Source organism: Thermogutta sp. (assembly GCF_039793925.1).
In the GTDB taxonomy this organism is placed as follows: domain Bacteria; phylum Planctomycetota; class Planctomycetia; order Pirellulales; family Thermoguttaceae; genus Thermogutta.
Genome location: NZ_JBAMME010000343.1, coordinates 56,347 through 77,928, shown reverse-complemented (window position 1 = coordinate 77,928; position 21,582 = coordinate 56,347). Strand labels below are relative to the sequence as shown.

The 21,582-nt window shown below is 56.7% G+C and carries 17 protein-coding genes and 1 pseudogene; 5 read left to right on the top strand and 13 right to left on the bottom strand.

Going from position 1 to position 21,582, the window contains the following annotated elements:
• The 5 genes from ABJK56_RS18840 to ABJK56_RS18820 all read left to right on the top strand — a co-directional run.
• Positions 1 to 1,012, top strand: a 1,012-nt coding sequence (locus tag ABJK56_RS18840; protein ID WP_347246232.1) for an MBL fold metallo-hydrolase, incomplete at its 5' end; no start/stop codon positions are given.
• Positions 1,013 to 1,322: 310 nt separating this feature from the next.
• Complete coding sequence (locus ABJK56_RS18835; protein WP_347246231.1) at positions 1,323 to 1,781, top strand: response regulator; 459 nt, start codon at positions 1,323 to 1,325, stop codon at positions 1,779 to 1,781.
• Between the two features lie 63 nt (positions 1,782 to 1,844).
• On the top strand, positions 1,845 to 3,440 hold the full coding sequence (gene gltX / locus ABJK56_RS18830; RefSeq protein WP_347246230.1) for a glutamate--tRNA ligase: 1,596 nt from the start codon (positions 1,845 to 1,847) through the stop codon (positions 3,438 to 3,440).
• A 59-nt stretch (positions 3,441 to 3,499) separates the two neighbouring features.
• On the top strand, positions 3,500 to 5,257 hold the full coding sequence (locus tag ABJK56_RS18825; RefSeq protein ID WP_347246229.1) for a glutamine--tRNA ligase/YqeY domain fusion protein: 1,758 nt from the start codon (positions 3,500 to 3,502) through the stop codon (positions 5,255 to 5,257).
• Positions 5,258 to 5,680: 423 nt separating this feature from the next.
• Positions 5,681 to 6,166, top strand: coding sequence for a hypothetical protein (locus ABJK56_RS18820; RefSeq protein ID WP_347246228.1), 486 nt, complete (start codon positions 5,681 to 5,683; stop codon positions 6,164 to 6,166).
• Between the two features lie 36 nt (positions 6,167 to 6,202).
• Here the strand turns inward: ABJK56_RS18820 and ABJK56_RS18815 are convergent, their stop codons facing one another.
• From ABJK56_RS18815 to ABJK56_RS18755, 13 genes and pseudogenes are all read right to left on the bottom strand, one after another.
• On the bottom strand, positions 6,203 to 6,352 hold the full coding sequence (locus ABJK56_RS18815) for a hypothetical protein (RefSeq protein WP_347246227.1): 150 nt from the start codon (positions 6,350 to 6,352) through the stop codon (positions 6,203 to 6,205).
• A 53-nt stretch (positions 6,353 to 6,405) separates the two neighbouring features.
• A complete protein-coding gene (locus ABJK56_RS18810) occupies positions 6,406 to 7,395 on the bottom strand; it encodes an aldolase catalytic domain-containing protein (RefSeq protein ID WP_347246226.1) in 990 nt (329 codons plus the stop codon).
• Between the two features lie 236 nt (positions 7,396 to 7,631).
• Entirely contained in the window at positions 7,632 to 8,819 is a 1,188-nt protein-coding gene (locus ABJK56_RS18805) for a VLRF1 family aeRF1-type release factor (protein ID WP_347246225.1), read from the bottom strand.
• Positions 8,820 to 9,049: 230 nt separating this feature from the next.
• Positions 9,050 to 10,561 (bottom strand): shikimate dehydrogenase, encoded by a 1,512-nt coding sequence (aroE, locus tag ABJK56_RS18800; RefSeq protein ID WP_347246224.1) that lies wholly within the window; start codon positions 10,559 to 10,561, stop codon positions 9,050 to 9,052.
• Positions 10,562 to 10,710: 149 nt separating this feature from the next.
• The gene (locus ABJK56_RS18795) at positions 10,711 to 12,165 is read right to left on the bottom strand and encodes a prolipoprotein diacylglyceryl transferase family protein (protein WP_347246223.1); all 1,455 of its coding nucleotides are present in this window, start codon (positions 12,163 to 12,165) and stop codon (positions 10,711 to 10,713) included.
• A gap of 109 nt (positions 12,166 to 12,274) precedes the next feature.
• Positions 12,275 to 13,138, bottom strand: coding sequence for a pantoate--beta-alanine ligase (panC, locus tag ABJK56_RS18790; protein ID WP_347246222.1), 864 nt, complete (start codon positions 13,136 to 13,138; stop codon positions 12,275 to 12,277).
• 286 nt (positions 13,139 to 13,424) lie between these two features.
• Positions 13,425 to 14,633, bottom strand: a complete 1,209-nt coding sequence (gene folK, locus ABJK56_RS18785) for a 2-amino-4-hydroxy-6-hydroxymethyldihydropteridine diphosphokinase (RefSeq protein WP_347246221.1) — start codon at positions 14,631 to 14,633, stop codon at positions 13,425 to 13,427.
• 39 nt (positions 14,634 to 14,672) lie between these two features.
• Positions 14,673 to 15,779 (bottom strand): alanine dehydrogenase, encoded by a 1,107-nt coding sequence (ald, locus tag ABJK56_RS18780; protein ID WP_347246220.1) that lies wholly within the window; start codon positions 15,777 to 15,779, stop codon positions 14,673 to 14,675.
• A gap of 272 nt (positions 15,780 to 16,051) precedes the next feature.
• Positions 16,052 to 16,420: a hypothetical protein gene (locus ABJK56_RS18775; RefSeq protein ID WP_347246219.1), complete on the bottom strand. Its 369-nt coding sequence runs from the start codon at positions 16,418 to 16,420 to the stop codon at positions 16,052 to 16,054.
• 94 nt (positions 16,421 to 16,514) lie between these two features.
• Entirely contained in the window at positions 16,515 to 17,669 is a 1,155-nt protein-coding gene (carA, locus tag ABJK56_RS18770; RefSeq protein ID WP_347246218.1) for a glutamine-hydrolyzing carbamoyl-phosphate synthase small subunit, read from the bottom strand.
• 807 nt (positions 17,670 to 18,476) lie between these two features.
• The gene (locus tag ABJK56_RS18765) at positions 18,477 to 19,340 is read right to left on the bottom strand and encodes an RNA methyltransferase (RefSeq protein WP_347246217.1); all 864 of its coding nucleotides are present in this window, start codon (positions 19,338 to 19,340) and stop codon (positions 18,477 to 18,479) included.
• An 18-nt stretch (positions 19,341 to 19,358) separates the two neighbouring features.
• Complete coding sequence (locus ABJK56_RS18760; RefSeq protein WP_347246216.1) at positions 19,359 to 21,113, bottom strand: alpha-L-fucosidase; 1,755 nt, start codon at positions 21,111 to 21,113, stop codon at positions 19,359 to 19,361.
• 49 nt (positions 21,114 to 21,162) lie between these two features.
• Positions 21,163 to 21,582: pseudogene (locus ABJK56_RS18755) on the bottom strand (hypothetical protein); the annotation flags it as partial.

The window sequence follows — 21,582 nt, the reverse complement described above, 5'->3', positions numbered from 1 at the left end:
CGGGTCTGACTGGTTTGAGGGAGAGTCTGTGAACAAGTGCGGGAAGCACCAACCTCGAGACGTGATGGTCCCAACGGGAAAGCGTGCCGCGGTGAATTCGGAAAGTCGCATACCACAGAATCGAGACGAGCGGCCTCAGAAAGATTCCAAAGAACAGGCCCTGAAGTCGGTCCTGCTGGAAGATTTGCCGATTAAGCGGCTCTCACACAAGAACATCACCATAGAGGGGTATTCCAGGGCCGCCTTCCAGACGTACTGGCGGATCCCGGAGTTCCGGCTGGGGTTCGATCTGGGGGCTCAACCCTGGGCGTTTATGGGGACGCCCTCGTGGTTTGTGTCGCACACGCATATTGACCACGTGGTGGCCCTTCCAGCGTATGTTTCGCGGCGGCGGATGATGAGGATGGAGCCGCCCACCATTTACCTGCCGGAGCAGGCCGTTCCCCTGGTGGAAAAACTTCTTCACGTGGTCGCGCGGTTGGATCGGGGACGTCTCCCCTGCCAGCTTATTCCCGCGGCGCCCGGCCAGGAATTCGAGCTTTCGCGGGAACTCGTTGTCACGACGGTTCCCACCCAGCACACCGTCCCCTCTCTCGGATTTATTGTCTGGGAGCGTCGAAAAAAACTGAAGCCCGAGTTCCACGGCCTGCCCGGCGAGAAAATCCGCGATCTGCGCCTCAGCGGGGTGGAGGTCACCAACGAAATACGCCTTCCCCGAGTGGCCTATCTTGGTGATACACGCGTGGACGTCCTGGACGAGTATCCGGACCTTTACCGGGCGGAAGTGCTCATCATGGAGGTGACCTTTCTTTCTCCCCATCACCGTGGGGAAAAAATTCGTAAATTTGGACATGTGCATATTGACGATCTCGTGGCGCGGCGAGACCGGTTTCAGAATGAACTCATTATTGCCTCTCATTTCAGCATCCGGTACACGCCGCGAATGATCGAGAAGCTCGCGCGGAAGGCCGTTCCGGATATGCTGGGCGGCCGACTCCAGCTATGGCTATAACCCCCGCTGTCATTCAGCGACCAATCGGCGATCATCGCAGGCGGCAGATCGTTGAGAGAGCGTTCCTTGACGGTCTCATCCCCAAATACCCCAGGCTGATCGATTTGTGGATGAACTAGGGTTTGCTTCCCGCCTCGTGGTTTCCAAATTGTCTGCAAGAACATCAGGCGGCAGGCGGATGAAGATCTCTCTCGGCGAAAATGGCCAGCGGGTATAATGAGCCAATATGCATGCACAGGCCCTCGGTAGCCAGGTCCCTGAGTCGCAATACATCCTGGCATGAAGTACAATCACCACGACGAGGGGAATAATGAGTCAAAAGAGCAAAATTCTCATAGCGGACGACCACCCCACCAATGTAGAGCTTTTGGAAGCCTATCTCTCGCAGTGCGACTGCGAGATTTATGTCGCCAGCGATGGACTGCAAACTCTGGAGCTCGCCCGCAAAGTGCATCCGGACGTGATCCTCCTCGATATCATGATGCCGAAAATGAGTGGCTTCGAGGTTTGCCAACGGCTGAAAAGCGACCCCGCCACCAAAGACATCATGATCCTGATGGTTACAGCTCTGAACGAGTTGGGCGACATCGAGCGGGCTGTCGCGGCCGGATGTGACGATTTTCTTAGTAAACCTATCCACAAGCCGGAATTACTCAAGCGCGTTGAGAACATGCTCAAGCTCCGTCATGTGACCGATGAGCTGGAACGGCTTCGGGCCTATATCGACGCCATGGAGCAACGACGGCAGGCCGGTCCTGCAGCCACCTAGGCGATTGATATATTTGAAAATCTCCAGTCGATTAATAACGATTAGGGAAGAACACGGAAGAAGATGACCGTTCGCACGAGATTTGCCCCTAGTCCGACGGGTTATCTCCATATTGGCGGTGTTCGTACAGCCCTCTTCTGCTGGCTGTTCGCCCGCCGTCATGGAGGGCAATTCATCCTCCGGATTGACGACACGGACCAGCAGCGAAACGTTGAAGAAGCACTTCAGCCGATCCTGGATGGGCTGCGGTGGTTGGGAATTGATTGGGATGAAGGGCCGGAAGTTGGTGGGCCGCACGCTCCCTACTTCCAGTCGCAACGGTTGCCCATCTATCAGGAGGCCGTGCGCCGTCTTCTCCAAAGCGGTCACGCTTACTGGGACTTTGCCACGCCAGAGGAAATTCAGGCGGAACGGGAAGCCGCCCAGGCGGAGAAACGTCCTTTCGTTTACAGCCGCCGGTTCATGGCGGAGACGGAAGAGGAGGCTGCCCGTTTTCGGGCCCAGGGGCGCCAAGGGGTTGTCCGTCTGAAAATGCCCCGCGAGGGGAAGCTCATAATCCATGATCTCATTCGTGGGCCCGTAGAATTTGAGTGGTCTCAAGAACAGGACCACGTCATCCAGCGTTCCGACGGCACAGTCCTCTATCATCTGGCGAGTGCCGTCGATGACCACGAGTTTGGCATCACGCACGTGATTCGGGCGGAAGAGCACCTTTCGAACACCCCCCGGCAGGTCTTCATTCTTCAGTCGCTGGGATATGAACCGCCGCAATTTGCCCATCTTCCGGTGGTGGCGGAGCCGGGAAGTAGGGTCAAGCTCAGCAAGCGTAAGCTTGACAAATATTTGAAAAACCGGGACTTCGCCGAGCTTATGCAACTCGGACAAAAAATCGCCGAAAAAATTGGGCACGCGGCTTCCAGCGAACTTTTCAATCCGGTCATTGTCGATTTTTATAAGGTCGTTGGCTTTTTGCCGGATGCCATTGTGAACTATCTAGCCCTGCTGGGATGGTCACTCGACGATAAAACTGAACACTTCACACGGGAGGAACTCGTGCGTGTGTTCTCCCTGGATCGGGTAAACAAATCGCCTGCCAGCTTCGATCCCAAGAAATTGCTGGCCTTCCAGCAGCGACATATGCGGGAGGTGCCCATTCTGCAAAAGGTGGAGATGGTCATTCCGTACCTTCAGCGGGCCGGGTGGATTCCCAATTCGGTGAGCGACGATCTGCGAGAAAAAATCGCCAGAGTTGTGGAAGCGGCGGGTGAGAGACTGCGCGTCGCCGGGGAGATTCTGAACTATCCTGAGTTTTTTGTGGCCGATGAACAGTTACCCTATGACGAAAAAGATGTGGCTAAACGGCTCCAACAACCAGGGGTGGCAGAGGTTCTCGAACGTTTGGAGGGGGTGTTGCGGCAGGCCGAACCTTTCACCGCAGACCATCTGGAAACGCTCATCCACCAATGGGCGGAAAAGGAGCAACTCGGACTGGGCCAGGTGGTGCATCCATTGCGGGTGGCGGTTACGGGGCGAAGTGTCGGCTTCGGGCTGTTCGAAACACTCGCTATCTTGGGACGTGACAGCGTGTGCCGCCGATTGAAAATGGCCCGCGACAAATTCGCCACTTCGGCCGCCAGGCCATCTCCTGAAAGTGCCTAACGCAATCGCGGGGAAGTATCAGCCAGCAGAATTGCCAAGAAAAGCTAAGGATTCGCGTCATGGCTGACGTGGAAAACAAAACTCCGGAAAAAAAGGTGCTCTCTGAAGAACACCCCACGGGCACGACCCCGGGTTGTGACTCGTGCCAGGGGACGGACTTTATTCGGGAAGCGATCATCGAAGATCTCAAGAGCGGACGATTCGACCACGTCCATACCCGATTTCCCCCGGAACCGAACGGTTATCTGCACATCGGGCACGCCAAATCAATCTGTCTCAATTTCGGTATCGCCCAGGAGTTCGGGGGAAAGTGCAACCTCCGCTTTGATGATACCAATCCCACCAAAGAAGACACGGAATACGTCGAGGCCATCAAAGAAGATATCCGCTGGTTGGGGTTCGATTGGGAAGACCGCTGTTATTACGCCTCTGACTATTTCGAACAGCTCTATCAATGGGCGGAGGAGCTCATCAAGAAAGGCAAGGCCTACGTTTGCGATCTTTCGCCCGATGAAATCCGCGAATATCGAGGGACCCTGACCGAACCGGGCCGGGAAAGCCCCTATCGCAACCGCTCTGTGGAGGAAAATCTGGATCTTTTCCGAAGAATGCGGGCGGGAGAATTCCCCGAGGGCTCGCGGACCCTTCGCGCGAAGATCGACATGGCCCACCCGAACGTGCTCATGCGTGACCCGGTCATGTACCGGATCATCCATGCGCCACATCATCGAACGGGCAACAAGTGGTGCATCTATCCCACGTATGACTGGGCCCATGGCCAGTCAGACTCGATTGAGGGGATCACGCATTCCATTTGCACGCTGGAATTTGAAGTGCATCGGCCGCTGTATGAATGGTTCCTCAAAGAACTGGGAATTTACGCCCCCCGGCAGATCGAATTCGCTCGACTTAATTTGACCTATACGGTCATGAGCAAACGACGCCTCCTCCAGCTCGTTCAGGAGGGCTATGTGCGGGGTTGGGACGACCCGCGGATGCCCACCATCCGTGGACTTCGCCGACGTGGCTACACGCCTGAGGCCATCCGCGATTTCTGCCAGCGGATTGGCGTTTCCAAGTACGATGGCGTCGTGGACATCGCACTTCTGGAACATTGCATTCGTGAAGACCTGAACAAGCGGGCTCCCCGCGTGATGGCGGTGCTCCATCCCATTAAACTTGTGATCGACAACTATCCCGATGGCCAAACCGAAATTTTGGAAGCTGTCAACAATCCCGAAGACCCTTCGATGGGCACGCGCCAGGTGCCGTTCTCGAAGGTCCTGTACATTGAAGAAGATGACTTTCGGGAAGTGCCTCCGCCCAAGTACTATCGCCTGTCACCAGGCCGAGAGGTGCGGCTGCGCTGGGGCTACTTCGTCAAATGCACGGGCGTGGTCAAAGATCCGCAGACCGGCCGTATTCTGGAAGTCCACTGCACCTACGACCCCTCCACCAAAGGCGGCAATGCCCCCGACGGTCGAAAGGTGAAGGCCACCATTCACTGGGTGTCGGCAGCTCACTGTATCGAAGCCGAGGTCCGACTGTATGACCACCTGTTCACCAAACCAGATCCCGATGATGTACCAGAAGGAATGGACTGGCGGGCCAATATCAATCCGAACTCTCTGGAGGTGATTCCGAACGCCAAGATTGAGCCAAGCGTTCAGGGAGCTCCAGTGGGTACAAGATACCAGTTTGAACGTCTGGGATATTTCTGCGTGGATCCTGATTCCACCCCGGAAAAACTCGTCTTCAACCGCACGGTGACACTCAAAGACGAATGGGCGAAAATTCAAAAGAAGCTGGAAAATTAGCAAACCGCCGGAGCAGCGTGAATCCGCTTTACGCAAAAATGAGCACCACGTAAGCAGTGTCAGACCAGCGCGAAAGGCGAGCCCCACAGCCTTTTGGAGAGACCTGCTTGTGAGACCTACAATTCAACGATGGATACTCCACTTGAGCAATGAGCTCCGTCTGGTCGGTTGAATTCCTGTTTAACTATAAAGGCAATTCGCGAATTGCCCCTCCAAACCGTTGAGCGCTTTGTCTCTCTCGAATCCACGCAAAGAGTGGGAAATAGGGTGGATGCAGGTGATGGCGACAAATGTCGCCGGGAGGTTTATGATTATAAAGGGCCGAACAGCGATAGGTATATCGCGTAACGAAAGAGGAGAGCCACAAAGAGCCGTCCTCCGAAAACCAGTCCAGCGAAAAAGTCCGTTTCAAGATAGAAACTGATGAGTGACTTTGAAAAACGATTGCAGCAGGCGATCGAGAGAGGCCGACGCCGTCGTGACATGCAGGCGGAAGCGGAAGCCCGCCGTGCCATGACGGAACAGGAACTTCGTTCGCGCCACAGCGAACTGCGACTGCAACTGACCGATTACATCGAGCAGTGTCTCCGCAAACTTCAGGAACACTTTCCGGGATTCCAGTTTGAAACTGTGATTGCCGAACGGGGCTGGGGAGCGGCTCTCAGCCGTGACGACATCGACCGCCACACCCAACCGCCCCAACGACGTTACAGCCGAATCGAGTTGGTGGTCCGACCGCTTTCGGAGTACTTCGTGCTCGATCTGGCCGGAAAAGCCACCGTCCGCGACAAGGAGCTCTTCAATCGCAGTTTCTATCAACCGCTCAACGAGGCCGATCTGGAAACTTTCCAAGAAATTATTGACAAGTGGATCCTGGAATTTGCGGAAGCATACGCCGCCCGGTCCTGAAATCAGAGGAGACTTCGTCCGCTCTTTTCTATTGACTCAATCTCTGAATCCCTCCTTCTTCAGGGGCCTGTTCAATAGAACGGCCAGCACGTCACTGAGGCTGCTCGGTCCGATCCCGAGGCACATGGCCAGACCGAACCCGGCCACGAAATTCGCCAGGCCTGTGATGATCAAGAAGCACGCCATTTCAACGTCCGCTCCCACGCACGAGTACCGCGCTTTTTACCCGGCCAACGGTGTCACGACTCCGCCGTTACGCGGTCGTAAAAATCCACAAACTTATTGCGGTCTTCCGGGTTCTTCCTGGCTTCGATGGCGTCCCGGGGATGCAGGTTCAACTGGCCGGTGATGTTGTACTGGACGTACGGTCCCCATTCCACTTCCGCCCGGAGCGGTTCAATCCAATCCTGCAGGAACCGGTAAATCGGGCGAATATGGAACTTTGGGTTGCGGAGGAACCCGATCAAAAGCTCCATCGGGCAGTTGCCCGCACCGCGTCCCAATCCCCCCATAGAGGCATCCACTCGACTCGCACCGTGGATGATGGCCTCGATCGTGTTGGCGAAGGCTAACTGCTGATTGTTGTGCGCGTGGATGCCCACTTCTTTACCCCGTTCTTTAGCGTAACTGAGGTATTTCTTGACGAGACGTTCAATCTGCTCGGTATAAAGGGCGCCAAAGCTGTCCACCACCACGATGACCTGAGCGGGGGTCTCCATGATCAACTCCAGGCACTGCTCGATTTCCACCTCAGTGGCCTGGGACACCGCCATTAGGTTTGCGGAAGTCTCATAACCCTTTTCATGGGCGGCCTTGATCATTTCGCAGGCTTCTATGGTCTGATGGACGTAAAAGGCGACCCGAATCAGGTCGAAAACGCTGCGATCTTTGGGAAGGAGATCGGTTTTCCAGTCCGACTTGCCCGCATCCATCATGGCCGCCAGCTTGAGGGATGTGGGATTGTCGCCCACAACCCGGCGAACATCATCTTCATCGCAGAATTTCCAGGTGCCAAAGCGATCCCGTTGAAACACCCGCTTCGACGCCTTGTAGCCGATCTCCATGTAGTCGATGCCCGCTTCCACACACGTGTGGTAGAGGGCTTTCACAAAATCGTCCGAAAAGTGGTGGTCGTTCACCAATCCACCATCGCGGACCGTGCAATCGAGGACCTTCAATTCCGGCCGGTACGTGATCCACGGAGCAATTTCCTTGGGATCGGGCGTCATACGGAGATCTCCCGAAAATTTATCACTAAGGTCACCAACAACTCCTTTACCTTGCCCGCATTCTGTGTGGCTGCGGCAGCCTCACGACCAACCCAAAGAACTATATCTCACGACGATCAGTGCGCCGCAGCCGAAAGCGAAAAACTCACTATCCTGCCATCTAGAGGGGGTATCGGACCACTTAGGCGAAGGGTAGACTTTCGGCCACGCCGGTCAATTCTGCCCCCCAGGAACTTTCACCACCGAGTCTTTCCTGCCATGCCCCCCATTTCCTCCTTGAGAATGCGCTCCGGTTCACCGCGGACAAATTCCAGACGCGAGCCGTAATCCTCGGCGATGTCGAAGACGTGGTCGCGGAACGGGATTTCCACAGGCTGTTCACAGAAACTGAGAGCTGTTTCCTTCGTTTCCGCGAGGAAACCTTCGTGCGGACAACGCCACACTTTCAGATCCAGGTTCCAGGGAAGCACGAGGACCTGGATGCGTCCCATCTGGAGCGCTTCCAACGTTTTTTCCACTCCCCAGATTCCGGCACCTTCGCGAATTTCCGTCAAAAGACGCATCTCATCCCGTCGTTCTGCTTCGCTGAGGAGTGGCTCGACCTTTTCCAGGATGTCTTTGGAACTTGCCTTGTCGATGACCGGTGGATGCCCCACTCGACCGACAAGCCGTCCCCGCAAATTTCGATTGAGAAATACCTCGAAGAAACCAGTTTCCCAGTCGTCGCCCATCAGAACGAGTCGATTCACATCCAGCCGCAGAACACATTGTTCGAGCAATCGGGCCAGCTTGGAGTAGAAATTGCGGGCCCAGGTCTGCAGCTTGGCCCGGTATTTGTCCTGATCCCGGACCGACTTCGCCCGCAACAGTCCCCCTTCCAGAACCTTGCGGTAATCGGCGAGTTCCTTCCACTCATTTGGTGTGATCTCTGCAAAAATCTGGGTGTCTTCGCGAACCTCGCCCAGAAAGATCTCATAAAATCGCCACTGGGAGCGCCGCAGATGGAGAACCCCCGCCCGTTCGTACTCGTCAAAAGCAAAAACCAGAGGTGTAATGTAGGGCTTCCCCCAGCGGACCTCTACCCGCCCGTGCGCTAAATCCACAACGGGAAGCTCCACCTGGAGGTCGAAGCGCTCGGTTGTGAGTTTTCCGTGCTCATCTTCGGCGGCGAAAAGGGCCATGGTCTTCGCTTCTGGAACGGAGAGATCCAGAAGTGTCAAAATTTCTTCATAAAGGGTCTTCGCCCGTTTCCTGGGAACGCGCAATTCCGGAATTTCGCCCAAACTGTTCTTACAGCGTTTGATCCATGCACGGCCTGCATTCTCCGGCTTCGCAGGATTGACGTCGCAATACAGGGACAGCACAGGTTCCGCGTGTTCCCCAATGCCTTTGCGTAGCCTCTCGATATCCGCCTGAGTGATCATTGCCTTCCAATGCTCCTCCTCTAAAAAAAGGAAAAAGGCCTGGGTTACTGAATTTGGGATGGTCCTTACTTGTTTTGTAGAGGGCCCTTCTGTGCCGCAAATCGCACAATCTCAAAAAATATGCCAAAAAATTAAAGTATACTGCCGCTGCCGGGCTGTGACGATGCCGGGTTCCCATGGGCGGTTTTTTTGACTCATGCCCCTCGAAGTTCCCCATGCCGCGGAGAGGGTCACCATTTCGCTGGGGACGTTGCCCGTTTGAGCACTTCCCGCATAAGATCTGCGGGCGCGTCCAGTCCCGTGAAGAGTTTGAACTGCATGCACGCCTGCCGAACGAACATCTCCACACCAGTGACAACCTTGCAGTTTCTCGCCCGCGCGTCCTTGATCAGCAGCGTGTTCTCGGGGTTGTAAACAGCGTCAAAAACAAGCATATGACTGCGAAGGTACTTGGGATCGAACGGCGTTTCGTCCACATTCGGGTGCATACCCACGGGCGTGCAGTTGGCCAGGATGTCGCAGGCAACCGAATGGCGGTCTTCCCATTTGACATACGGGCAATCGAGCTTCTCGGCGAGAAGGCGAGCCTTTTCCTCGTCGCCATCGGTGAGAGTAACCGTGGCTCCCGCTCGCAGGAGACCGTAAGCCACGGCCTTGCCGGCTCCACCCGCCCCCAGAACCAGCGCATGTTTTCCTTTGAGTGGGGCAGGATCTTTGGGGGAAGCGCCCAGAGCCGTTTCAATAGCCTCCAGCGCGGCCCGACAATCGGTGTTATACCCAAGGCGTTCTTTTCCATCGAAGATCACGGTATTGGCGGCTCCAATCCCGCGAACGATGCTGTCGGCCTTGGTCAGTTTGGCCAGGATTGCTTCTTTGTGGGGAATGGTCACACTTAATCCCTTGATTCCCCATTGGGGAGCCTGATCGATGAACTCGAACAGATCTTCCCGGGGCACCCGGATGGGAATGTACACCTTGTTCAGCCCCAGGCGTTGGAACGCCGCGTTGTGGATGAGCGGGCTGAGGCTGTGTCCCACCGGATCCGCGATCACGCCATACACTTCTGTATCCGGCCGAAGGCTTTCGTAGCGGTACACATCGCGCATCTCTTCAAAACTAAGTTGCCCGGGAGCAAGCGTCCGTTCTGAATGGAAGGCCGCATAACTGAAGGGCGCTCCAAATTTGCCTGCCAGAATGCGCGACGGGATTCCGATATCCCCCATGCACAGGCCGACTGTGGGAATCCGGCTCTGCGCCACAAGCTGGAACATCCGGAGGTTATCCTGAGGGTGGTTGGCCACCGTGGCGATCTTGATGATGTCCGGATCGAGGGCGGCCATGCGATCGTAAAGGGCCTGGAGATTTTGCGGCGTTTCGTGAAAATTGTGATAGCTGATGATGCGTTTGGTTTGGCCGTATCGGGGAATCGAGGCCGCGATATCCTCTTCCAGGTCGATGTAGTCCACTCCTTCGGCGATGGCGGTCCGAAGAATGAGCTGCCGCTCCTGTTCAGTCCCCCGAAACCGTCCCCCATCACGTTCTCGGCGGCACGTCATGATCACCGGGCAGGGACGTTCGTTGAGGAGCCGCTTCACGTTGACAGGACCATTGATGTAGTCGAGCCGAATTTCGACCAGCTTCACGCCCTGCTCCGCAAGATACCGATGCTCTGCGATCACATGCCGATGGCGTCCTCGAGCAATGCTGACACAAATGATACTGTGAGAATCGGATGCCGACATGGTCTTTGAACTCTTCCCACTCTATGTCTTCACTTGCTGACCGCGAATCAAACCACCTCTGGAAACATAGCCCATACGGATCTTAGACCGGGAGAGCCACGGGACAGCCGAAACTCACTCTCCCGCAAACGGCAAAGCATTCTTCTATCCTAATTGGTTTGTTCTCCTGCGGGCAGATGACGTCGCCAGAGGATGTAAAGCCACGTGGCAAGTCCCAGGGCAAACAGAATAATGCTCACCACTTGGGCGATCGTCAGGCCCCAGTAGCTTCCCGGTTCGTCCGCACGAATGATCTCCAAGATAAAGCGTGTCAGGGGATACAGTGTCAACAACCACGCCCAGAGTTCGCCCTCGCTTTTAGCAAACGGCTCATACGCCAACAGAAACAAACACAAAATCAGAGCGTTGACAGCGCTATATAGCTGACTGGGGTGGACGTAAAGGCTGCGGGCTGGAATTTCGTTGCGGGATTCCCACACGTAGTCGCCCCCTTCTCGTGTTCGTATATGCAAAAAGACCCCCTCTGTGCTGGCCCGAGGCCGATTTCCGGAAGTTGCCGGATGTTGCGTGAAGGATGGCGCCGCTCCGGTGGCCGTACAGACGCACCCGCGTCCCCCCTCAATGAGGACGGGATTCCCACTGTTGGCCACCAGCTCTTCGACCAACACGGCGACGGGCGACTGACCTCCAGAACCGGTAAGGCGCCTTCCGTTTACCTCTGCAATGTGTTCCCCCGGCTTAACGTCCGCACGCGAAGCCGCCGAGTGTGGCAGCACTTCCACGATGACCGGCAGACGGTCTGGATCGCGTGGATCTTCGCGAAATCGAATCCCGTAGAGGGCCAGTTGGCCGTGCTCAAGCTGGCTGAGATAGGCGAACGAACCAGCCGGGAACTGCACCGACCAGGGCAATTCGCACACGCCGCCGAAACAGCAGCCGTTGAGAAAACACCCGATCCGACCGAACGCTAATCCCAACAAAAAGCAAGGCGCTAGCAGATCGAAGACGAGCAGTAATCTGACCTTCTGCCGCCAGGCATAAAAAGCGATCCCGGCCAGGCCCCCCAGCAGCGATCCATACACGACCAACCCGCCTTGGGTCACATTGAGCACGGCAGCCAGACCTGCCGCCGGCCCCTGTGTCTGCCACACAGGCCCGTAGTGAACAGGCCAGTATTCAATGACATGGAACACGCGAGCGCCAATGATTCCAGGAATAATGCACCACAGTGCGAGGTTGGCTACCCAATCTGCCGAGAATCCCCTTTTTCTGGCTCGCACAATGGCCAACCCCACCGATGCGAGTACGGCCACTAAGAGCATCGTCCCGTAGCCGCGGACGGGAAGCCCCCGCAGAGGGCGACCTGCTCCGTCGTAAACTCCCGGAATGTCCACACTCAGGCGAGGAAGCAGAAAAGCAATGAGGACCGCCACAAGCCCGTGCACGACGACGGCATTCCAGAATTCACCTGTCCAGCCGTGTCGACGTAATGTCCAAATCAGGGTGAAAGCACTCCACGCAATCCACAGCCAGAAGAGCAATCCCAGGCCAAACAGGGGTACCGATCCGATCCGTTCCGGAATGTAAAACAGCGTCCGCCACATGAGTTCACTTCGCCGGGCCTATTATGATTGGTTTGAGCCAGAAATGCAGATCGTTTTTGATTTTCTTGGACTCTTGAAAGTCCCAGTACAAGTGGCCGTTGTCAGGAAATCATTCAGATGGGGGCACAATCCGCATGTTATCGATCAACCGGGTGGAACCGAGGCGCACTGCGAGGAGAGCCTGCACCGGCCGATCGATGGTGAGCACCTCTTCCAGCGTTTCGGGATCCACCAGGGCCACGTAATCGATTTGGGCGTACGGTACACTGCTGATCAATTCGCGCATCGCTACGGCGATTGCGTGGGCATCCTTCTCCCCGGCACGGACGCGCTCCTGGGCCAGACACAGGCTGCGGTACAGCACCAGGGCGTCCTCTCGCTCCTTTGGGCTGAGGTACTGATTGCGGGAGCTCATCGCCAGACCGTCCGGCTCTCGGACCGTGGGACACGGCCGGATCTCCACGGCGAGATTCAGATCACGGACCATCTGCCGCACAACCAGAAGCTGCTGATAATCTTTTTCGCCGAAGTAGGCAATGTCGGGCTCCACGAGATGAAAGAGTTTGAGGACCACGGTGGCCACCCCCCGGAAATGTCCCGGCCGAAACTTTCCTTCCCAGGGCTGTGCCATTCGCCCCACCTCCACCCAGGTATCGAAACCTGTCGGATACATTTCGCTGTCTGTCGGGGCGAATACCCAGGGGACGTCGAGGTCGGCCAAAAGTTCCAAATCTTTTTCCAAATTACGGGGATACCGCTCGAAATCCTCACCTCTCCCAAATTGCGTTGGATTCACATAGATCGATACGACGACCTCTTCGCACTCTCGTTTGGCCGCGCGGACCAGGCTAAGATGGCCCTCATGGAGCGCCCCCATCGTGGGAACAAAACCGATCCTCCGCCCGGCCCGACGCAATTGCCGGCTTTGAGATTGCATTTCCTGGGCCGAGCGAATAACTGTGGGCATTGCCATAGCATGCTCCTGGCACTGTTAAAGGGTGGCCTCAGGCCGAAGCCCACCGAAAGGCCCAACGGTCGATGACAATCCTCGAAAGGCTCGAAAGATCGCTTGATTGACGAACACCTCCGCCACTCCCCCGCAGATCGTCTGCAACTTTTCCAGCGGGTGCGGCGACATCTCAAACGTATATTACTCACTTCATTATCCTCGATTCTTCCGCATCCATTAAGAGGCGGGGAGAAGTTGTGTGAGGAGACCGCTTTCCGGCTGTTTTCAGTGAAAACCAGGAAAAGGACGGCTACGACACCAATGTGCCGACCTCTTCAGTGGCTTCCAGCGCTGTACGGACGTGGTCCGGCCACTCTTTCGGGTCGGAAGTTTCCACAAGCACGACCGGCGTTCCCTGGCGAACTCGTATCAGAAGCGCCTGATGCAGGAAGCCATCTTCACTGTGGGAAGACGCCGCGGTTTCTGTGGGAAAGTCGGAAGACCAAAACTCCCACCGAGCAGCCAGTGGCCCTAATATCACGAGCCTCGGCCGAAGTACAATCCCCCGCTCCGGCGAATCTCGGTTGGCACGTGAGTCTCGCTTGGGAGGGGTGGCGGCGAGGAGACTATCAAAAACGTTTGGAGCCGCTTGCGACGATGCCGATCTAACATGACCGCGCCAGGTGGAAATTGTCGGGGGGAGCGCGGTGGCCACGTTTTGACCCTCACGGAGCTGGTGCTCCAACTCCTTCCACCACAAGATCACCCGTTCTTCGTCCACGGGTTCGAGTCCCAGCCGCTGCGGAAGGCCCAACGAAAGGTCGGAAGGCAATGCAGTCAAAGGGCCGTTGACCGTGAGGCGCAGGAGAAAACTGTTCTCCTCTTCGAGGTTTGCACTTTTGGGAGGTGATGTTAAATCGGTGGGGGATGCAGCGGTGTCAGTGAGGCCAGCAGCCGACGAGGTAACCGCCCGGGGCCCAGGAAAAGTCTCGGGAATGACGATGATCCATCGGGGAGCTTCGCGGAGGATGTTGAGGATTCGGCCGATGCTCAGTCCACTCCAAAAGTGCCAGCACTGGGGCCGAAGCTCGGCCAACGCTTCCAGGAAGAATCTTCTGGCGGCCAATCGTGGATGGGGGACGTAAAGCCCGTCCTCACACACCGGACCGGCCTCGTCAAGCAGGATATCGAGATCAAGACTGCGGGGCCCCCACCGCGTTTCGCGTGTCCGTCCAAACCGATCTTCCACAGCGCGCAACACATCCCAGATGGCCTGTGGCGATAGCGTGGTACGCAAGAGTGCAACGGCGTTCATGTAAGGCAATTGTCCGGCAGGACCGCCGATGGGACGTGTCCGACGGAGTCGGCTGATGGCCTCCAGTTCCAGAAAGTGCTGTTCCGCCAAGTGCTTCAAAGTTGCTCGAAGAATCTCCTCCGCATTTTCGATATTGGAACCGAGCCCCACCGCGACCAGTCGGGAGGGAAAAGTGGAGGACGGTTTTTCTGCGGGAGATGTCATCTCTTTTGTTAGTGATCAGCAAATGTTCAACACATGCGGTTAAATGAAACGACGGCTGTATGGCAAATCGAAGGCCTGGGCCACGTTGGGGTGTGTGATTTCTCCCCGATAAATGTTGACCGCGCGTGCAAGCTCTCGGAATTCCTGCGCTCCCCGTTCAACACCTAAATCCGCCAGCCGCTTTACCCAGGGAAGCGTGGCATGACACAGGGCAGGAGTGCTAGTCCGCGGAACCGCTCCCGGAATGTTGGTCACGCAGTAATGGACGATGTCGTTGACAAGATAAATCGGTTGGGCATGTGTCGTCGGCCGACTGGTAGCGCAACATCCCCCTTGATCGATCGCTACATCCACGATAACGCAGCCCGGCGGCATCCGCTGGAGGTCTTCCTCCTGGATCAAGCGCGGGGCGCGGGCACCAGGAATCAGGACTGCTCCGATGATCAGATCGGCCTGACGGAGCTGCTCACGGATTGTGTGCCGATCGCTGAAGAGTACAGCGCAATTGGGCGGCAGGACATCGCTCAGATAACGGAGTCGATCCAGATCAATGTCGAGAACGGCGACGGAGGCACCCAATCCCGCAGCCATCTTCGCAGCGTTGGAACCAACCACCCCACCCCCCAGAATGACAACTCGGGCCGGTGCCACGCCGGTCACTCCGCCCAGCAGCACCCCCCGACCCATCTGCGGGCGTTCCAGGTATTTGGCACCTTCCTGGATGCTCATGCGTCCGGCCACTTCACTCATCGGAGTGAGGAGAGGCAGTCGGCCACGATCATCCTGGAGTGTCTCATAGGCGACAGCGATGGCATCGCTGGCCAGGAATTGTTCCGTCAAATTGCGATCCGCAGCAAAGTGAAAAAAAGAAAAGATCACCTGCCCCGGGCGGAGGAACGCGATCTCCGACGGTTGGGGTTCCTTGACCTTGACGATGAGGTCTGCAGCCTCGTACACGTCTCGGCCAGAGGACACGATCTCGGCTCCAGCCCGAAGGTATTCATGATCAGAAATCCCCGAAGCAAATCCTGCCCCAGCCTCCATAATCACTTTGTGTCCGGCGCGGACCAGATCCTCCACGCCGACCGGTAACATCCCCACGCGGTATTCGTCAGGCTTGATTTCTTTGGGAACCCCAATGATCATATCTCGGTCCTGTGATTTCCGTCATTCCGCATGATAAGCAGTCAACCTTCCATGCCATTTTATAGAACTTTGCCGCACCATCGAAACATGTTCCCCAGTGCTTGGCCGGGTGCATGATGTCCAGCCCGGAGCCTCGCAGCATTCGCGGCAGATGGTGGTCTTGCTGAGCAGATTTCTCGGATGGTGCACATGGCAAAAGGGCACACATCCGTCCGCGGCATTCCAAGCATCCGCTGGTTGCCTCCACTACGTCGACAGAATCCCGAAAAATCTCAGGGTTCGGAAGGACCGAGGAGAAACACAATTGCCATACAGCAGACCGCGGCGCAACCCAAGGCCATGATGACCTGCGAAATAAGGGCGGCGTTCCACTCCAGCGTAGCCCCAGCAAAGACCTTCAAGATCGGGCGAGAAAGGGCCACCGCAATTCCCACTACTGCCAGCACTGCGGTGACGATCATGAACGATCGGCGAACGGAAGGCATTAACACAGCCACCCCCGCCGTAGCCTGGAGAATGAGCCCGGTGAAAGTGGGAATGAGGGCCGTCACATGACTGGCGCCGGTGAGAAAAAAGGCGGCCAACCCCGCGACAATGAGCAGATCACAAACGATGATCACTGCAACCAGAGTGACTGGCATCGGTCTGGATCTCCTTTAAGAGCGAAAAAGCTTCCGGCTGCTACCGTCCTGGCCACACCCATTTTGGGGAACAGAGATCGAACTTTCCGTGCGATCACGCGGTCTTTGCCGCGGCGCCACGATATTCCTCTATCAACTGCCGGAATCTCTCAAACAGGTAGTGGCTATCGTGCGGACCGGCCGAGGCCTCGGGATGGTATTGAACGGTAAATGCCGGGACCTCGAGGTGCCGCAATCCTTCGACGGTGTTGTCGTTGAGGTTCCAATGGGTCACCTCAAGGTACGGCGGCAGGGTGTCGGGATCCACAGCGAACCCGTGGTTTTGGCATGTGATTTCCACCCGGCCGGTATCCTTGTTCATCACCGGCTGATTGGCCCCCCGATGTCCGAACTTCATCTTGAACGTTTTGGCTCCGCAGGCAAGAGCAAGAAGTTGGTGCCCCAGGCAAATGCCGAAGATAGGCACTTTGCCGAGCAGTTGGGCGATTGTCCGCTGGGCGTAGCGGACCGGTTCGGGGTCGCCCGGTCCGTTGGAAAGAAAGACCCCGTCCGGCCGGTACTTGAGCACGTCCTCCGCGGTTGCCGTTCCCGGCAATACCGTAACGCGGCAACCCGTATTGAACAGATGCCGGGCGATGTTGTACTTCATGCCATAGTCGAGGGCCACCACGTGGGGGGCATCCGGGGGAATTTCTCGCAACACCTGACCGTTAAGTCTCGTCCAGTGGCTGAGGGGCTGACGCCACTCGAAGGCTTCGGGAGGCAACACCTCACGCACGAGGTCCCGTCCCACCAGCCCTGGGCTGGCCTTCGCCTTGGCGACAAGGCTTGCATCATCCAGGTCCACGGTGGAGAGCACCCCTTTCATAGCCCCGTGGATGCGAATACGTCGGACAAGCGCCCGCGTGTCGATCCCCTCCATTCCGACAATGCCGAAGCGTTTGAGAAACTGATCCAGGTCTCCGGTGGCCCGCCAGTTACTCACGCGGCGGCTGCGCTCTTTCACGACGAAACCTGCCAAGTGGGGCTTCCAGCTCTCGAAGTCTTCTTCGTTGACGCCGTAGTTCCCGATTTCGGGATACGTCATGACAACGATCTGCCCACGGTAGCTGGGATCCGTGAGGATTTCCTGATACCCGGTCATCGAGGTATTGAAACAGACCTCGCCGTCCACCTCTCCTTCGGCACCAAAGGCCACACCGGTGTAAACCGTGCCGTCTTCCAGAGCAAGTTTCGCAATCTTTTCCATCTCTTCTCTTCTTGCCTTGGTGTTTTCTTCCCCGCTATGCAAAAGATCTTCCAAAAGATAAATTTTACCCGTGAGCCGTCAACTCTGCCCCGCGTTGCTGCGTGATCCAGTGCAAAATTGTCGGCCGGGTGCGAACTGCCGTGCGCTTTCAGTCGCAGAAACGTCCGCCGTCCGCGCAGGAACTGCAACTTGCGTAGGGTCTTCACGGGGAATGGGCAGTTACCCGGGCAGAGTCTAAAGTTGGCGGCCTCAAAACTCCGATACGATCAAACACGGCTGCTGGGGCTTCACAGTGCGGACGTTCCCTTGAACGCCCGTCCTTGGGCGGCCGACCCAGGGGTCCCTGTGTCCGGCGAACAGGGCCCCTTTTTTATGTCCACCAGTCTGTCTCTCCTACTAACTCGGCACGGGCCGACCTGCGCGATTCACGTTATTTTACCCACTCGGTCAAACTTCATCCACAACCATGGCGACTGACTCATCCCTACTTTGACTTTGCTGCTAGGAAGGACAAAGAAAGCCTTCGGAGGGACCTGCTTGTCACGTCCATCCCCGGAGGGACGTGCTTATCACGTCCGCTTTCTAATGTTGGACAATCCACTCTCCAATCACGATTTTTCTGCCTAGTTCAGATCCTGTGCAAACGGTACGGGCAATTCATGAATTGCCCCTAGAAGAAATGTGCCCTGAGCCTCTCACAGATCGTTATAAAAAGCGAGATAGGTCAGCCGCGACAGCCTCGACAATCCTTCTGCTTCGTCATAGTCTAAAAAAAGCCGTGGGACGCACGCGGTCTGGATGGAATTGTCATCGATCGGAACTCGATGGAAGCGGTAGCCCCTGTGCCGAGGGACAGCGCCGGGATAGAGTCGATCTCCGGATTTCATAAAGAAACACCCCGGCCGCTACACCCAGGTTGAGCGAGTCCACGAGCGGCGACATGGGAATCGTGACGCGATGATCACAGAGGTCCTCCCAGCCTTCGGAAAGCCCCTCTGTCTCATGCCCCAAAAGCAGTCCCGCCCTTTCAGGCGGAGTGAAATCGGGGAGCGCTACAGCGGTGGGATCAAGCACGGTCGCCACCAATTCCACTCGCCATTCGCGCCTGAGTGCCTCAAGCTCGGTACGAAGGTTCTTCGTCTTCGCCAGGGGTAAATGCAGGACCGCTCCCATCGAAACGCGGAGAATCCGCCGCGAAAAAGGTTCCGCACAGCGCTCCCCCAGAATGACAGCATCGACGCCGAAAGCGGCGGCCGATCGAAAAACCAGGCCGATATTGTCCGGCTTAGTGATCTGCGGACAGATAACCAAAAGGAGCGGTCCGGGCCTCTCGGGGGGCGGCAACGCGTCCTTGACCGACGGTAGAATCCGTCTCTTACCGACCGCAAGAACACCTTGATGGAACTGGTATCCCACCACTTGATAGAGAAGTTCTCGGCAGCCTACATAAACTGGGATGGAAGCAGGAATCTGGTCGATAAATCGGTCGGCACAATCCTCGGAAAGAAGCACGGACTCTGTTTCGTACTGGCTCTTGAGAAGTCGTTCGGTGACCAGCCAACCTTCGGTGATGAAGATTGATTCCCCACGAAGTGTTCGTTCGGGAAGGTTGCGGTAGGGAGCCAGACGTGGATCATCGAGCGACTCGACGCGAATCACCTCGCGAGGCATAAACCGGAAAAGTCCTCCTCACTTTTGCTCCCTGCCGAAAAGTTGAAATTCCCAGATCGTCGGCCCTTCTGTTGCCTTTAGAATATTGAGGCGAAACCGCTGCCCGATGACCTCCGGGAAGCGAAACTCGGCGTGTTCCCCGATCCTGCTTCCCTTGAAACAGGGGATCCATTGATCCCCTTGCGCATATTCTATCTGGAATTGCTGGACGCGTGGGGCGTAGGCCTCCTCGATGACAGCCCGATTGACACTGCAGGGCCGCTGAAGATCGACCTCCAGCCACGCGGTATGAGTGCCGGCATCCGTCGCCCAACGGGTCTCAGGATCATCATCCACCGCCATTTGTGGTCCAAATTGTGCCACCTGCTTTTGAAAAACGTTTGAGGCTTTGGCGGGCTTCCCGACACTCAGCGCGCCGCTTAGGGCGGGCACGGCCACCGGCGGAATATCAAAGGCCTGTCCCTCCACCGTCAGCTCCAGCACCGTGACCAGCGGGTCGCGATCCTTTGGCGGAAGATGAACCACGAGTTGCGTGTTGGTTTGTTCGAGTTTGAGGTCACCCCCTGTCCGCGCCACAGCACTCAGAACCCTTTGATTGATCGCCGGGAGGACGAGAGGACCTTCCTGTGGCCAATTGAAGACGAAGACATAAATCTTGTTGTCTTTGCAGGTCGAGGCTCCCCACGAACCGGGTTTGAATGGCCCCCCACGCGTCCCGTAGACACCATCGCCGTATTTTCTCAGCCAGGCACCGATTTCCTTGAGGCGTTCCACCTGGCGGGGCTCGATTCGGCCATCCGGCATAGGCCCCACGTTGAGCAGCAGATTGCCATCCCCGCCCACCGTCCGCAGAAGAATCTGCAGGCACTCGCTGAGGCTTTTCAGCTCGTCATTGGGTTTCCACGCCCACTGGCGACAGATTGTCATGCACGTTTCCCAGGGACGTTCCCGATTGAATGTGCCGACACGCTGTTCGGGCGTATCAAAATCGCCAACGAAATCGGGCCCCTCCGTGCTTCCTTCCATGCCCCGACGACCTTTATCCACGCGATTGTTGATGAGAATATCAGGCTGGAGCGTGCGAATGTGTTTGTACAGAGCCAGGCCGTGCGCATGGGTCCAGGGCTCTTCCCACTCACCGTCGAACCACATCACCCCCAGCGGTCCATATTTCCGAATGATCTCCGCCGTCTGGTTGTGGAGATACTGAACATAGCGATCCATATTGGGATTCGGCTTTCGCGTTCTGCCGCCGGGGGAACCGAGTGGGTAATCGGGATGGTACCAATCACAAATGGAGTGGTACGTGCAGAAGACAATTCCCTGGCGCCGACAGGCCTCGGAAAGCTCTTTGAGCACATCCCGTTTAAACGGCGTGGACATGATGTCGTAATCGGTGTATTCCGAATCCCACAGACAGAACCCGTCGTGGTGCTTGGAGGTGATCACGAGGTACTTCATGCCCGCCTCTTTGGCGGTGGCCACCCACTCATCGGCATTAAATTTTGTGGGATTGAATTGCTTGTAGAGATTGTCGTACTCTTCGATGGGTACCTGAGATCCCCGAGACCATCCAATCTCCGTTCCCTTGATACTGACCGGCCCCCAGTGAATGAAGAGCCCGAACCTCATGGCCCGCCACTTGGCGAGAGACTCCGGCGGTGCCGTCCATTGGGATGGCGACTCTTCCGCGTAGGAGGCGGAACCCAAAAATCCCAACCCTACACCACACAGGACCAATCCCAGAACAACGCGGATACAACTGACACGCATAGCAGACCCTCCCGAAATGATTGATGTTTCGATTCGCTTTCGTAGCCGGTCATTCACCCTTCGGCAACCCAGCAGGCACCTCCGGCAAGTTGGCGGTCAGCACCGGAGGGCTGGTTCGACCAGCTTCCCGTGGATCGAACGCCTGAAATCCCAGTTTAAAGGCCGGCGAATCCGGCTGAAGCCGGTAATCCTCGCTTGCGGGATCCACAAATTTTGGATCAGCAACGATCGAATGGACATCCTGCCCACGCTGCTTCTGCCACTCTTCAAGGGTCAGATTGCCCGGGAAACGGACCGGCTTTCCTCCGTGCCAGTATAGATTGTAATCCATCCGGAAGTTATTGTCGTTCCAGTTGCTACCCAGCAGCGGACTGTCGTTCTCCCAGGCAACAACGTTCCGCTCAAAGAAGAACGAAATATGGGGTTCCGTGCGGGTCCGCTCAATTTGATGCTCGATCGAGTTCACGAA

Excerpts from the sequence above, each read along its gene's own strand:
- ABJK56_RS18835 (WP_347246231.1), top strand. The coding sequence starts at position 1,323 with ATGAGTCAAAAGAGCAAAATTCTCATAGCGGACGACCACCCCACCAAT.
- gltX (WP_347246230.1), top strand. The coding sequence starts at position 1,845 with ATGACCGTTCGCACGAGATTTGCCCCTAGTCCGACGGGTTATCTCCAT.
- ABJK56_RS18825 (WP_347246229.1), top strand. The coding sequence starts at position 3,500 with ATGGCTGACGTGGAAAACAAAACTCCGGAAAAAAAGGTGCTCTCTGAA.
- ABJK56_RS18820 (WP_347246228.1), top strand. The coding sequence starts at position 5,681 with ATGAGTGACTTTGAAAAACGATTGCAGCAGGCGATCGAGAGAGGCCGA.
- ABJK56_RS18815 (WP_347246227.1), bottom strand. The coding sequence starts at position 6,352 with ATGGCGTGCTTCTTGATCATCACAGGCCTGGCGAATTTCGTGGCCGGG.
- ABJK56_RS18810 (WP_347246226.1), bottom strand. The coding sequence starts at position 7,395 with ATGACGCCCGATCCCAAGGAAATTGCTCCGTGGATCACGTACCGGCCG.
- ABJK56_RS18805 (WP_347246225.1), bottom strand. The coding sequence starts at position 8,819 with ATGATCACTCAGGCGGATATCGAGAGGCTACGCAAAGGCATTGGGGAA.
- aroE (WP_347246224.1), bottom strand. The coding sequence starts at position 10,561 with ATGTCGGCATCCGATTCTCACAGTATCATTTGTGTCAGCATTGCTCGA.
- ABJK56_RS18795 (WP_347246223.1), bottom strand. The coding sequence starts at position 12,165 with ATGTGGCGGACGCTGTTTTACATTCCGGAACGGATCGGATCGGTACCC.
- panC (WP_347246222.1), bottom strand. The coding sequence starts at position 13,138 with ATGGCAATGCCCACAGTTATTCGCTCGGCCCAGGAAATGCAATCTCAA.
- folK (WP_347246221.1), bottom strand. The coding sequence starts at position 14,633 with ATGACATCTCCCGCAGAAAAACCGTCCTCCACTTTTCCCTCCCGACTG.
- ald (WP_347246220.1), bottom strand. The coding sequence starts at position 15,779 with ATGATCATTGGGGTTCCCAAAGAAATCAAGCCTGACGAATACCGCGTG.
- ABJK56_RS18775 (WP_347246219.1), bottom strand. The coding sequence starts at position 16,420 with ATGCCAGTCACTCTGGTTGCAGTGATCATCGTTTGTGATCTGCTCATT.
- carA (WP_347246218.1), bottom strand. The coding sequence starts at position 17,669 with ATGGAAAAGATTGCGAAACTTGCTCTGGAAGACGGCACGGTTTACACC.
- ABJK56_RS18765 (WP_347246217.1), bottom strand. The coding sequence starts at position 19,340 with ATGCCTCGCGAGGTGATTCGCGTCGAGTCGCTCGATGATCCACGTCTG.
- ABJK56_RS18760 (WP_347246216.1), bottom strand. The coding sequence starts at position 21,113 with ATGCGTGTCAGTTGTATCCGCGTTGTTCTGGGATTGGTCCTGTGTGGT.